The sequence below is a fragment of the Kribbella sp. NPDC004536 genome (assembly GCF_042873835.1).
Classification (GTDB): Bacteria; Actinomycetota; Actinomycetes; order Propionibacteriales; family Kribbellaceae; genus Kribbella.
In genome coordinates, this window is record NZ_JBIALY010000005.1 from 450,463 (window position 1) to 463,544 (window position 13,082).

At 70.0% G+C, this 13,082-nt stretch carries 11 protein-coding genes and 1 tRNA gene; 6 read left to right on the top strand and 6 right to left on the bottom strand.

Annotation, left to right across the window (positions count from 1 at the left end; all coding sequences use genetic code 11):
• The 3 genes from ACFYRU_RS37955 to ACFYRU_RS37965 form a co-directional block, all read right to left on the bottom strand.
• A tRNA-Val gene (locus ACFYRU_RS37955) sits at positions 1-73 on the bottom strand.
• Between the two features lie 21 nt (positions 74-94).
• Complete coding sequence (locus ACFYRU_RS37960; protein WP_387668369.1) at positions 95-565, bottom strand: peroxiredoxin; 471 nt, start codon at positions 563-565, stop codon at positions 95-97.
• Entirely contained in the window at positions 562-1,005 is a 444-nt protein-coding gene (locus ACFYRU_RS37965; RefSeq protein ID WP_141862960.1) for a DUF3052 domain-containing protein, read from the bottom strand. The genes ACFYRU_RS37960 and ACFYRU_RS37965 overlap by 4 nt, the downstream gene beginning before the upstream one ends.
• Before the next feature lie 319 nt (positions 1,006-1,324).
• Here ACFYRU_RS37965 and aceE point away from each other — a divergent pair, with 319 nt between their 5' ends.
• From aceE to ACFYRU_RS37980, 3 genes are all read left to right on the top strand, one after another.
• A complete protein-coding gene (gene aceE, locus ACFYRU_RS37970; RefSeq protein ID WP_387668524.1) occupies positions 1,325-4,051 on the top strand; it encodes a pyruvate dehydrogenase (acetyl-transferring), homodimeric type in 2,727 nt (908 codons plus the stop codon).
• A gap of 146 nt (positions 4,052-4,197) precedes the next feature.
• On the top strand, positions 4,198-5,283 hold the full coding sequence (locus tag ACFYRU_RS37975) for a flavin-containing monooxygenase (RefSeq protein WP_387668372.1): 1,086 nt from the start codon (positions 4,198-4,200) through the stop codon (positions 5,281-5,283).
• Between the two features lie 32 nt (positions 5,284-5,315).
• On the top strand, positions 5,316-6,950 hold the full coding sequence (locus tag ACFYRU_RS37980; protein WP_387668375.1) for a LuxR C-terminal-related transcriptional regulator: 1,635 nt from the start codon (positions 5,316-5,318) through the stop codon (positions 6,948-6,950).
• Here ACFYRU_RS37980 and ACFYRU_RS37985 read toward each other — a convergent pair.
• Complete coding sequence (locus tag ACFYRU_RS37985) at positions 6,935-8,467, bottom strand: FAD-dependent monooxygenase (protein WP_387668378.1); 1,533 nt, start codon at positions 8,465-8,467, stop codon at positions 6,935-6,937. The two genes, ACFYRU_RS37980 and ACFYRU_RS37985, sit on opposite strands and share 16 nt — an antisense overlap.
• A 50-nt stretch (positions 8,468-8,517) precedes the next feature.
• Here ACFYRU_RS37985 and ACFYRU_RS37990 point away from each other — a divergent pair, with 50 nt between their 5' ends.
• Together ACFYRU_RS37990 and ACFYRU_RS37995 are read left to right on the top strand one after the other, a co-directional pair.
• The gene (locus tag ACFYRU_RS37990) at positions 8,518-9,159 is read left to right on the top strand and encodes a TetR family transcriptional regulator (RefSeq protein ID WP_387668380.1); all 642 of its coding nucleotides are present in this window, start codon (positions 8,518-8,520) and stop codon (positions 9,157-9,159) included.
• Between the two features lie 34 nt (positions 9,160-9,193).
• Complete coding sequence (locus ACFYRU_RS37995; RefSeq protein WP_387668382.1) at positions 9,194-9,718, top strand: hypothetical protein; 525 nt, start codon at positions 9,194-9,196, stop codon at positions 9,716-9,718.
• Here the strand turns inward: ACFYRU_RS37995 and ACFYRU_RS38000 are convergent.
• Both ACFYRU_RS38000 and ACFYRU_RS38005 read right to left on the bottom strand, forming a co-directional pair.
• Positions 9,693-10,697 carry a pirin family protein gene (locus ACFYRU_RS38000; protein ID WP_387668385.1) on the bottom strand — a complete coding sequence of 335 codons (1,005 nt, stop codon included), beginning with the start codon at positions 10,695-10,697 and terminating at the stop codon, positions 9,693-9,695. The two genes, ACFYRU_RS37995 and ACFYRU_RS38000, sit on opposite strands and share 26 nt — an antisense overlap.
• The gene (locus ACFYRU_RS38005) at positions 10,694-11,737 is read right to left on the bottom strand and encodes a PHP domain-containing protein (RefSeq protein ID WP_387668387.1); all 1,044 of its coding nucleotides are present in this window, start codon (positions 11,735-11,737) and stop codon (positions 10,694-10,696) included. Before ACFYRU_RS38005 ends, ACFYRU_RS38000 begins: the two co-directional genes overlap by 4 nt.
• A 125-nt stretch (positions 11,738-11,862) precedes the next feature.
• Here ACFYRU_RS38005 and ACFYRU_RS38010 point away from each other — a divergent pair, with 125 nt between their 5' ends.
• Entirely contained in the window at positions 11,863-13,077 is a 1,215-nt protein-coding gene (locus ACFYRU_RS38010; RefSeq protein WP_387668390.1) for a PucR family transcriptional regulator, read from the top strand.
• The last annotated feature ends 5 nt before the right edge of the window (positions 13,078-13,082 follow it).

Here is a 13,082-nt window from a genome sequence, read left to right on the forward strand (position 1 = left end):
TGGGCGAAGAGGGACTTGAACCCCCGACATCTTCCTTGTAAGGGAAGCGCTCTACCAACTGAGCTATCCGCCCGGATCAAACGACCGGAGGAGTCTACCTGAGATCTGAGCCGAGCTTTGCCAGTGCCTCGGCGTAGTCGTCGAGGTTGCGGGGTTCGGGGAGGGGGTTGACGACGGACCAGCGGATGGTGCCGGTGCGGTCGATGACGAAAGTGCCGCGGAGGGCGCAGCCGCGGGCCGGGTCGAAGACGCCGTACGCCGACGCGATCGCGCCGTGGGGCCAGAAGTCCGTCAGCAGGCTGAACGGCAACGCCTGCGCGTCGGAGTACGCGCGGAGGGTGAAGAGCGGGTCGCACGAGACGGCGAGGAACTCCGCCGCGGCCAGCAGCGAAGGGCGGTCGCGGAGCGCGGCGAGTTCGCTGGTGCAGACCTGGCTGAAGGCGTACGGATAGAAGACCAGTACGACGTCCCGCCGGCCGGCGTAGTCGCTCAGCCGGACGGGTTCGCCGTACTGGTTCTGGGTGCTGAAGTCGGGTGCCCGGCTGCCCGCAGCCGGGAAGGTCACCCGCGGCGACCGGACTTCGGGACCACCAGCTTGGTCGCGGACCAGTCGTCGGTCACGCTCAGCGTGCTCGTCGTGGCCAGGCCCGCCACCGGGGCCGCCTCGGCGATGTCGCTGGTCTCGACGTAACCGTCGCGGCCGACCTTCGGAGTCATCAGCCAGACCACTCCGCCGGCCTTCAGGTCGGTCAGGATGTCGAAGAACGCGTCGACCAGGTCGCCGTCGTCCTCGCGGAACCAGAGCAGGACCGCGTCCACGACCTCGTCGGTGTCGTCACCGACGAAATCCTCTCCGGTGACCTCCCGGATGGCGTCACGCAGGTCGTCGTCGCAGTCGTCGTCGTACCCGATCTCCTGGACAACCCAACCGGCTTCCAAGCCGAGCCGGGAGGCCATGTTCGGGCCGCCGCTCTTGCCGTCCGCGTGATCCGCGGTCGCGCTCACGTGTCCTCCTCCGTGGTCCCCGCTTGCCCGGGGGTAGGTGTCATAGCTCTACTACTAGCGATACAGCTAGCGGTAGTCCATCGTGACGTACCGCGTCGCGCAAGTATGCACCAGGGTTCCGTGACGTGTCCGGTATCCGCGTGGCGGGTACCAGGCGTGTCCGCTCAGATCACGCCTGACCAGCCGGAATCCGGCCGGAAAGCAAGGCCAAGTAGAACGCATTCCGAACAGGTGACAGGATTGCGGTGAAGACAACCAGAGAGAACGGCAGGACACCGTGGCTTCCGGACACGAACCACCAGCCATCATCACCGAGGGGATGCCCACCCAGCTCCCCGACATCGACCCCGACGAGACGCGTGAATGGGTCGAATCGCTCGACGCCGTCCTGGACGAACGGGGCAAGGCGCGAGCGCGCTTCCTGATGCTCAAGCTGATCGAGCGGGCCCGGGAGCGACAGGTCGGGGTGCCCGCACTGCGGAGCACCGACTACATCAACTCGATCCCGCCCGAGCGCGAGCCGTGGTTCCCCGGCGACGAGCACATCGAGCGGCGGATCCGCGCCTTCATCCGCTGGAACGCCGCGGTGATGGTGAGCAAGGCGAACCGCAAGGGTCTGGAGGTCGGCGGTCACATCGCCACCTACCAGTCGGCCGCGAGCCTGTACGAGGTCGGTTTCAACCACTTCTTCCGCGGCAAGGACCACCCGGGCGGCGGCGACCAGATCTTCATCCAGGGGCACGCCTCACCCGGCATGTACGCGCGCGCCTTCCTCGAGGGCCGGCTGTCGGCCGACGACCTGGACGGCTTCCGCCAGGAGGTCTCCCGCGGCCCGCACAAGGGCCTGTCGTCGTACCCGCACCCGCGGTTGATGCCGGAGTTCTGGGAGTTCCCGACGGTCTCGATGGGGCTGGCCGCGCTGAACTCGATCTACCAGGCGCGCTTCAACCGGTACCTGCACAACCGCGGTATCAAGGACACCAGCCAGCAGCACGTCTGGGCGTTCCTCGGTGACGGCGAGATGGGCGAGCCGGAGTCGCTCGGCGCGATCGGCCTGGCCGCGCGCGAGGAGCTGGACAACCTCACCTTCGTGATCAACTGCAACCTGCAGCAGCTGGACGGACCGGTCCGCGGCAACGGCAAGGTCATCCAGGAGCTGGAAGCGTTCTTCCGCGGTGCCGGCTGGAACGTGATCAAGGTGATCTGGGGTCGCGAGTGGGACAACCTGCTGGCCCAGGACCACGACGGCGCGCTGGTGAACAAGATGAACACCACGCCGGACGGCCAGTTCCAGACGTACTCCGTCGAGTCCGGTGAGTACATCCGGGAGAACTTCTTCGGCGGCGACCAGCGGCTGCGCCAGATGGTCAGCGGGCTGTCCGACGAGGACCTGCGCAAGCTGCCCCGCGGCGGTCACGACTACCGCAAGGTGTACGCCGCGTTCAAGAGCGCGACCGAGCACGTCGGGCAGCCGACCGTGATCCTCGCCCAGACCATCAAGGGCTGGACGATCGAGGCGCTGGAGGGCCGCAACGCGACCCACCAGATGAAGAAGCTCACCTCGGACGACCTGAAGGCGTTCCGCGACCGGCTGTACCTGCCGATCGAGGACAAGGACCTCGAGGACGCGTACAACCCGCCGTACTTCCACCCCGGCACCGACTCGCCGGAGTACCAGTACATGATGGAGCGCCGCAAGCAGCTCGGCGGTTCGCTGCCGGAGCGCCGGGTGCAGCCGAAGCAGCTGACACTGCCGGGCGACGACGTGTACAAGCCGCTGTCCAAGGGCTCGCACGCGCCGGTCGCGACCACGATGGCGCTGGTCCGGCTGTTCCGGGACCTGATGAAGGACCCGGAGATCGGCCACCGGATCGTCCCGATCGCCCCGGACGAGTACCGCACCTTCGGTATGGACTCGATGTTCCCGACCGCGAAGATCTACTCGCCGCACGGCCAGAACTACGACGCCGTCGACCGCAACCTGCTGCTGTCGTGGAAGGAGTCCACGGCGGGTCAGCTGCTGCACGAGGGCATCAGCGAGGCCGGCGCGATGGGCTCGGTGCTGGCCGCGAGTACGGCGTACGCCACCCACGGCGAGCCGATGATCCCGTTCTACATCTTCTACTCGATGTTCGGGTTCCAGCGCACCGGCGACTGGATGTGGGCGCTCGGCGACCAGCTCGGCCGGGGCTTCCTGGTCGGCGCAACCGCCGGACGTACGACGCTGACCGGTGAGGGACTGCAGCACGCGGACGGGCACTCGCCGCTGCTGGCCTCGACCAACCCGGCCGCGGTGCACTACGACCCGGCGTTCGCGTACGAGATCCCGTACATCGTCAAGGACGGCCTGCGCCGGATGTACGGCTACGGGCTCGAGGCGGACAAGCCGCTCGGTGACGACGTGTTCTACTACCTGACCGTCTACAACGAGCCGGTCCCGCAGCCGGCCGAGCCGGAGAACCTCGACGTCGCGGCGCTGCTGAAGGGCATGTACCGCTTCAGCGAGGGCCAGGTCGCTGACGCCGAGGACGCCCCGCGGGTGCAGCTGCTCGCGTCCGGTGTCGGGCTGCCGTGGGTCCAGAAGGCCCAGCAGATCCTCGCCGACGAGTACTCGGTAGCCGCGGACGTCTGGTCCGTGACCTCGTGGAACGAGCTGCGCCGGGATGCGGTCGCAGCGGAGCAGCACAACCTGCTGCACCCGGACGAGCCGGAGCAGGTGCCGTTCGTGACCGAGCAGTTGAAGGACACCAAGGGCCCGGTCGTTGCCGTCAGCGACTTCATGCGCGCGGTGCAGGACCAGATCTCCCGCTGGGTACCGAACGACTACACGTCGCTCGGCACCGACGGCTGGGGCCTGGCCGACACCCGGGCCGCGGCCCGGCGCCACTTCCAGGTGGACGCCGAGTCGATCGTGGTCGCCACGCTGGAGATCCTGGCCAAGCGCGGCGACGTGAAGCCGGAGGTGGCCGCCGAGGCCGCCCGCAAGTACCGCATCGACGACCCGACCGCGGTCGCCGGCGTGAAGCAGGAGGGCGCCGGCGCCTGACGCCGACGCTCCGACGGGCCGCCCACCACCTGGTGGGCGGCCCGTTCTGCTCCACCGGCGTACGAGGAATGTCGTAGGCCGCGGCGCCGCGGGATTGGGTATTCCGTCCGACGCGGTGGGCAGGCCTGGATTTCTACCGTCGGGGCATGAACACCATCATCATCGGCGCGGGACAGGCCGGACTCGCCACCGGCTACCACCTACAGCGGCTCGGTGAGCCGTTCACGATCCTCGACGGCAACGCGCGGCTGGGCGACCAGTGGCGGTCGCACTGGGACAGCCTGCGGTTGTACTCGCCGGCGAAGTACGACGGGTTGCCGGGCCTCCCGTTCCCGGGCGAGCCGTGGCACTACCCCGGCAAGGACGAGGTCGCCGACTACCTCACGTCGTACGCCGCGCGCTTCCGGCTGCCGATCCGGCACAACGCCCGGGTCGACCGGCTGGAGCGGCTCGACGACCAGTGGGTCGTCACGGCCGGACCGGACCGGATGGTTGCCGACAACGTCGTGGTCGCCACCGGGACGTTCGGGCGGACGCCGTACCTGCCGGACTTCGCGGTCGACCTGGATCCGGCGATCCGGCAGCTGCACTCGTCGGAGTACCAGCGGCCGGGGCAGCTCAAGGACGGGCCGGTGCTGGTCGTCGGCGGTTCGCACTCGGGGACGGACATCGCGTACGAGGTTGCCGAGACGCATCCGACGATCCTGTGCGGGCGCGATCCGGGGCAGGTGCCGTTCACTCCGGGCAAGCCGAGTCAGGCGTTCTTCTGGCCGCTGATGCTCTTCGCGTGGCGGCACGTGCTCACCCGGCGTACGCCGATGGGCCGCAAGGAGATGGGACACATCCGGCACCACGGTGGTCCGATGATCCGGGTCAAGCGGGCCGACCTGCTCGCGCGCGGGGTCGAGCGCGTGCCGGCCCGCGTCACCGGCACACAGGACGGGATGCCGATGCTGGCGGACGGGCGGGTACTCGACGTCGCGAACGTGGTGTGGGCGACCGGGTTCCGGCAGGTGTTCGACTGGATCAAGCTGCCGGTCGCGGGTGCGGACGGGTGGCCGCGCGAGTACCGCGGGGTGGCCGAGGATGCGCCGGGGCTGTTCTTCTGCGGGTTGTCGTTCCAGTACGCGTTCAGCTCGATGGTGCTGCCCGGGGTCGGGCGGGACGCGGCGTACGTCGCCCGCCGGATCGCGGCGCGAGCGCACGCGGACCGGAGCCTTGCCGCCGCCTGACCGGGAAGGGCATGCTCGCGGTGGGGGGTCTGATGGGGATTGTCGACGATCTGCACCGAGCCAGAGCAGCGTTCGAACGCCGCGACTGGGCCACCGCGTACGCCCGACTGACCGCCGCCGACACCGACGTGGAGCCGGGGTTGGCGGCGGACGAGTTGATGGCATTGGCCACGGCGGCGTTCCTGCTCGGCGACATGGACGCGTGTATCCGGGCGTTGCAGCGCGGGTACCGGTTGCGGATCGACGCCGGCGACGTGCTCGGGGCGATCCGGTTCGCGTTCTGGCTTGCACGGGTGTTGCACGGCCGCGGCGAGGGCGCGATCGGCAGCGGCTGGGCGGCGCGGGCCGAACGGCTGATCGCCGACCAGCCCGAGGACGTCGTGGAGCGCGGCTACCTGCGCATCCACGACTTCTTCCGGCACCTCGACGCAGCCGACTTCCCGACCGCGCTCGCGGTCGGGGACGAGATCGTCGCGATCGCCCGCCGCCACGACGACCCGGACCTGCTCGCGCAAGGCCTGGTCTGCAAGGGCCGGCTGCTGATGTACTCCGGCCGCGTCCCCGAGGGCCTCGCCCACCTCGACGAGGCGATGATCGGCGTCGCCGCCGGCGAACTCTCCCCGATCTTCGCCGGCACCATCTACTGCGCGATGATCGAAGGCTGCCAGGAGGTCCTCGACTTCGACCGCGCCGCGATGTGGACGGCGGCCCTGACCCGCTGGTGCGACAGCCAGCCGGACCTCGTACCGTTCACCGGCCAGTGCGCCGTGCACCGCGGGCAGATCCTGCGGCTGCACGCGGCCTACCCGGAAGCGCTGGCCGAGTTCGAACAGGCGTGCCGCCGCTACCAGGCGCTCGGATCCGATATGGCGGCAGGCCTGGCGATGGGCGAGCACGGCGAAGTGCTCCGCATCCGTGGCGACTACGCGGCAGCGGAAGCGTCGTACGACGAGGCCGCCCGGTACGGGTACGAACCGCAACCGGGCCGGGCGTTGCTGATGGTCGCCCGCGGTCGTGTCCCGGCCGCGGTGGCCGCCGTACGCCGGCTTCTCGCCGAGACCCTGGACCCGGTGCACCGCTCGCGACTCCTGGCCGGCGCGGTCGAGGTACTGCTCGCCGGTGACGAGTTGCCCGAAGCCGACAATGCCGCAACGCAGTTGTCGGCAATCTCCGAATCGTTCGGCTGCGCCGGACTCCGCGCGTCGGCGGCGTACTGCCAGGCCCTGGTCGCGTTGGCGGCCGAGGACCCGCGGCGCGCGTTGCCTCAGGCGCGTACGGCGGCACAGCTCTGGGGCGAACTGCGCGCGCCGTACGAGGTGGCCCGCGCCAAGGTCCTGGTCGGGCGGGCCGTCCGACTGCTCGGTGACGAGGACTCGGCGGCGGCCGAGCTGACCGCCGCCTGCCGTACGTTCGCCGAGCTCGGCGCCGTTCCCGCCCGGCTGGACGCCGAACGGCTGATCGGCCGCGCCACGCCGGGCGGACTCACCGGCCGCGAACTCGAGGTACTGAAGCTGGTTGCCGCAGGCAACAGTAATACCGAGATCGCGCGCCGGCTCGTGCTGAGCGACAAGACCGTTGCCCGGCACCTCACGAACATCTTCACGAAGCTGGCGGTACCGTCGCGCACCGCGGCGGTCGCGTACGCCCGCGATCACGACCTGCTCTGACCGACCCATTTCACCAGCGCCGCGTCCAGACCGGCGGCCGAGCCGTCCGAAGCGGCCCAGGCCACGATCCCGTCCGGCCGGATCAGAACGCCGGTCAGCTCACCGCCGTACTTCGTGGTCAGCGCGCGCACCCGCCCGCCGGCGGCCTCCCGGAGTGCGGCCGAGTCGGCCAGGTCGAGCAGCAACGCCTTGCCGTCGGCCAGGTGCTCGCCGAGCCGGGTACCGTCGGCGAACTCGAAGTCCGGCGCACTCGTACCGACCAGCTCGTGCTCCCCCTCGATCGCGTACCGCTGCAGCACGCCCGACAACTTCTTCGCCAGATACGTCGACCCGCTCGGCGTGGCGAGCAGGTCCCCGACGACACTGCGCAGTGCCGCGGTCCGGGAATCCGTACGCATCAACGCGATCTGCGCCCGCGTCCAGTCCAGCACCCATTCGCCGATCGGATGCCGTTCGGTCGTGTACGTGTCGAGCAGGCCTTCGGGCGCGGTGCCCCGGATCGTCGCGGCGAGTTTCCATCCGAGGTTGACGGCGTCGCCCATGCCGAGGTTCAGACCCTGACCGCCGAACGGCGAGTGCACGTGCGCCGCGTCGCCGGCGAGCAGCACGCGACCCTTCCGGTACGACGTCGCCTGCCGGGCGTTGTCGGTGAAGCGGGTCGCCGACACGAGCTTCGTGACCGTGACGTCGACACCCGAGACGCGGCGCAGGCTGCCCTGGATCTCGTCGGCGGTGATCGGCGCGTCCCGGTCCTCCGGCGGACCGTCGAACTCGACGGTGAGGATCCGGCCCGGGACCGGTCCGTGGGCGTAGATACCGGTGTCGGTGTAGTTCCAGCTCGGCTTCAGCCCCTCAGCACCTGCCAGCTCGACGATCGCCTGCCGCCCGGTGATCGCCGGCTCGGTCCCCGGAAAGTCGAACCCGGCAAGCTTCCGCACCACACTCCGCCCGCCGTCACACCCCACCAACCAACCCGCCCGAACTGGGCCGAGTGACCCGCGTTGGACGGTTACGCCGGAATCGACGGGCCTGAGTTCGACGGTCACGCCGGAGTCGTCGGCGGTGAAGCCGGTGAGCTCGACGCCGCGGCGTACCTCGACGCCCAGCTCCGTCGCCCAGGCGCCGAGGATCGCCTCGAGGGCCTGCTGGCCGACCACGAAGACCGTCGCGGCCGGTCCGGCGTCCCGGAAGTCCGGGTCGGCGAAGTCGATCCCGGCGCCGCTGACCATGATCCCGGCGAAGTGACCGGCCGGCCGCGGCCCGCTCGGCGCCTTCCCGCCGCGGAACGCCTTCATCTGCTCGAACGCCTGCTGCTGCACCTCCTGCAATGCCGGCAGCAGGCCACGGCGGTACAGCGCCTCCGCGGTCGGCAGGTTGATCGAACCCGCCTTGATCGTCGGGTCGATGTCGAGCAGCCGCTCGACGACCAGCACGTCCAGCCCGGCCAACCGGAGTTCGCAGGCGAGCATCAGGCCGACCGGCCCGCCCCCGGAGATCACTACGTCTTTGGAGTCCATGCGAAGAATCTTAGACCGAGTACAAAATTTGGTCCAGTACAATCCTTGCCATGGCGGAGCAGGGACTGCGCGAGCGGAAGAAACTGGCGACCCGGCGGATGATCGCGGACATCGCCACCGGGCTGTTCGTGGTGCGCGGGTTCGACGCCGTCACGGTCGCCGAGATCGCCGAGGCCGCGGGCGTGTCGAAGATGACGGTCTTCAACTACTTCCCGCGCAAGGAGGACCTGTACCTGGACCGGCACCTCGACCGGCTGCGCGAACTCGAGGCCGTCGTCCGCGAGCGCCCGGCCGGCGAGCCGGTCTCGGTGGCGATGCGCCACTACCAGCACGAACTACTGGCCGCCCACCACCCGCTGTCCGGCGCGATCGAAGGCGTGCGCGGTTTCTGGAGCGTGCTGCACGAGAGCCCGGCGCTGATGAGCCGGATGGTCGAGCAGGAACACGAGATCGCCGAACTGCTCGCCCGTCTGCTGGCCGAGGAGACCGGCGACGAGTTCCGGTCCCGCCTGGTCGGCAGCCTGCTGACCGCGACGATCACCACGATCTGGCACACCGCAGTCGGCCGGATCATTGCCGGCGACGACGTCGAGCAGGTACGACGGGATCAGGTCGCGGTCATCGACGACGGCTTCGACGTACTGGAGCAGGGAATCGGTCCTCGGAGGGAGCAGCTTCACTCCGAGGGGTGAGGCGGCGCGGCGCCCGGCCGCCGATGCTCGGAACGTGAGCACAACAGAACATTCCGTCCCCCGCTGGGCCTACGTCCTCGCCCATGTGATCCCGTTCCTCACGCTGCCGTCCGGACTGTGGCGACTCGGGCTGGTGTTCGGCTCGTCGATGGGCATGCTCGACGACACCGGCGCACCCGCGCACCTGGCCGGGTTCGGGCAGAAGCTGTACGTCGTCAGCCTGACGATCTTCTCCGAACTGGTCGCGCTGACGGCTCTCGGCCTGGTCAGTCGCTGGGGCGAGGTCGCGCCACCATGGATCCCGCTGATCGGCGGCCGCCGCGTCCACCCGTACGCCGCGATCGTCCCGGCAACGCTCGGCGCGCTCAGCTTGATGGCGATCTGGACCTACGGCTTCCGCGACGCGTACACCGACCACTTCATCCCGTTCAGCAGCACGGCCTGGAAGGTCCTGATGCTGACGTGCTACAGCCCTCTCAACCTGTGGGGCCCGGCGTTGCTGCTCGTCACCTGGGCGTACTACCGCCGCCGCGTCAACGCGAGCGTGGTCGCGGCTTGAGGGTCGTCGCGGGCAGCGGCGGCGCCGGGAGCGGATCGCCTTCGTAGCCGGGGACCATCGGGAAGCGCGGGTCGCCGGTGGCGATGGCGGTCTGCCAGGCGTTGCGTGCGGCAACGATCTCTTCGTGGGACCGGCCAATGAAGTTCCACCACATCACGAGCTCCTCCGCGAACGGCTCGCCGCCGAGCAGCAGGAACCGTACACCGTTGTCGGCGGCAACCAGTTCGACGGCGTCGCGACCGGAGCCGAGGTAGACCATCTCGCCGAATCCCGGAGCCAGCGTTCCGACCGTGAGCGAACCGTCCACGACCAGGACGGCGTACTCGTTGGACGGGGTGAGCGGAAGTTCCAGCCGGCGGCCGGGGTCGACGGTGACGTCGGCGCCGACGAGTGGCGTGTACGCGGGCGCCGGTGAGGTGACGCCGGCGACGGTGCCGATCATCACGGTGGCGTGGGCGCCGTCGAGGTCGAGCTCCGGAAGGTCGGCGTACGCGTTGAAGGCCGGCGGGGTCGTCGTCCGGACGCTGTCCGGCAGCGCGACCCACAACTGCGCGCCGTGCAGCGTCGGCGGAGCATCCGGGGTGGACACCTCGGAGTGCGCGATGCCGTTGCCGGCGGTCATGATGTTCAGCTCGCCCGGACGGACGAACGCGTGCGAGCCGACGCTGTCGCGGTGCTCGATCTCGCCCTCGAACAGCCAGCTCACCGTCTGCAGGCTGGTGTGCGGATGCGGCGGTACGAGCATGCCGCGCTCCCCCGGTACGTCGTACGGGTCGACCCGCTGCGTCAGGTCGTCCGGCCCGTAATGGTCGACGAAGCACCACGCGCCGACCATCCGGCGGTTCTTGTTCGGGAGCAGCCGGCGAACGGTCGTACTCCGCCCGAGGACGACCTCGCGTGCTTCGAGCATCTCCAGCGCGGGGCCTTCGCAGTCGCCGGTGCCGATCAGCTCGGCGGGGTCCTTCTCTAGATCACTCATGATGCAGTCCAATCCAGCAGGACCTGCTGGTCCCAGGTGTTGATGACGCGCTCCGGGGTGACCCCGCAGTCCTCGGCGCGTTCGCAGCCGTAGACCTGCCAGTCGAGTTGCCCCGGCGCGTGCGCGTCGGTGTCGATCGAGAACAGGCAGCCGGTCTCGACCGCCATCGACAGCAGGCGTTTCGGCGGGTCCAGGCGTTCGGGGCGGGAGTTGATCTCCACCGCGGTACCGAACTGGCGGCAGGCCTCGAACACCACCTCGGCGTCGAACTCCGACTCCGGCCGGGTCCCACGGCCGCCGGTGATCAGCCGGCCGGTGCAGTGCCCGAGGACGTCGACGTGCGGGTTCGCGATCGCGCGCACCATCCGCTCGGTCATCGGCTCGGAGGCCATCCGCAGCTTCGAGTGCACGCTCGCCACCACGACGTCCAGCCGGGCCAGGATCTCCGAGTCGCAGTCCAGCGTGCCGTCCTCGTTGATGTCCACCTCGATCCCGTTCAGGATCGTGAACCCGTCCAGCTCGTCCCGCAGTTTCTTGTTGAGCTCGGCAACGACTTCGAGCTGCTGCAGGCGGCGTTCGCGGGACAGGCCGTTGGCGACGGTGAGCCGCGGCGAGTGGTCGGTGAGCGCGATGTAGGAGTGCCCGAGGCGGTGCGCCGTACGGGCCATCTCCTCGATCGGGCTGCCGCCGTCGGACCACTCCGAGTGCAGGTGCAGGTCCGCCTTGAGGTCGGCGCGCAGCCGGTTGCCGGCCGTGGTCAGCTCCCCCGCCGCCTCCTCGAGCTTCACCAGGTACGACGGGGTGGCGCCGTCCATCGCCTCGACGATCACGGCCTCGGTCTTCGGGCCGATCCCGGGCAGCTCGGTCAGCGTCCCGGCCCGGCGGCGCGCCCGCACCTCGGTGGCCGGCAGCGCCGCGATCGTGTCCGCGGCCCGCCGGTACGCCTTCACCCGGTGCGTCGGCTGCCGATCCCGCTCCAGGTAGTACCCGATCGCCCGCAACGCGGCCACCGCGTGCTCGACCCCCGCCTTGTCCGTCATACGCCCATCATGGCAGCGCGGACCCCCAAGCCATCACAATCCGCGCGACCGCCGCCGGCCACGCGTGCACCGCGCGGGGAAGTGGGATTGTGATGGCGTGGCGGTCCGGGGTCTAGGGTCGAGGCGTGGCGAGAGACGGGCATCGGGCGCGGGCCGACCGGTTGCAGTTGGCGACCGGGGCGTTGGCGACGGCGGCGATGGCTGCGATGGAGGCCCAGTTGCCGTGGTTCGCCAAGTTGTCGGCGCAGGACCGGTCGTGGATCGGGCTGGTCGCGCAGTCCGGGATCTCCGCGTTCGTCGACTGGTTCCGCGATCCCGAGGCGCACTCGTCGATGCCGACCCGGATCTTCGGGTCCGCGCCGCGCGAGTTCACCCGGGTGATCTCGCTGCATCAGACCGTCGACCTGGTCCGGACCACGATCGAGACCATCGAGACCACGATCGGCACGCTGCTCCCGCCTGCCGACGTACCGATCGTGCACGAGGCGATCCAGCGGTACGCGCGCGAGGTCGCGTTCGCGGCTGCCACCGTCTACGCGCAGGCCGCCGAGATGCGCGGCGCCTGGGACGCCCGGCTCGAGGCGCTGCTGGTCGACTCGGTGATCCGCGGCGAGACCGACGAATCGGTACGGTCCCGCGCCTCCGCCCTCGGCTGGACCGGCGCCATCGGGACCACCGGATCGGCCGAGGTGGCCGTCGTCGTCGGGCGGGCACCGGCCGCCGAGACACCCGCGCCGGCCACCGGTGGTTCGAACGTCGTGGACATGGTCCGGCACGCCGCCCGCGAGGCGGGTGCTGACGCACTGTGTGCGGTCCAGGGCGACCGGCTGGTGGTGGTACTCGGCGGTACGAGCAAACCTGTCGAGATCGTACAAAAACTCGCCCGCTGGTTCGGACCCGGCCCGATCGTGGTCGGACCGGTCGTGAAGGACCTGATGGCGGCCGTCACCTCGGCCCGCGCGGCGGTCGCCGGACTGCGCGCGGTGGCCGCCTGGCCGGGTGCGCCGCGGCCCGTCCACGCCGACGAACTCCTGCCCGAACGGTCACTCTCCGGAGACGGCCACGCCCGGCGGCAGCTCGCGAACGAGGTCTACGCCCCGCTCACCGCGGGCGACGGAGCCCTCCTCGACACGGTCTCGGCGTACCTGGACTCCGGTGGTTCGATCGAGGCGACGGCCCGCACGCTGTTCGTCCACGCCAACACCGTCCGGTACCGGCTGAAGCGTGTGGCGGACCTCACGGGCTACAACCCGCTGAATCCCCGCGACAGTTTCACCTTACGTGTCGCACTGACGCTGGGCCGCCTGCTCAGCCCGGAGCCAGGGAACCCGGTTTTGTAGGATCT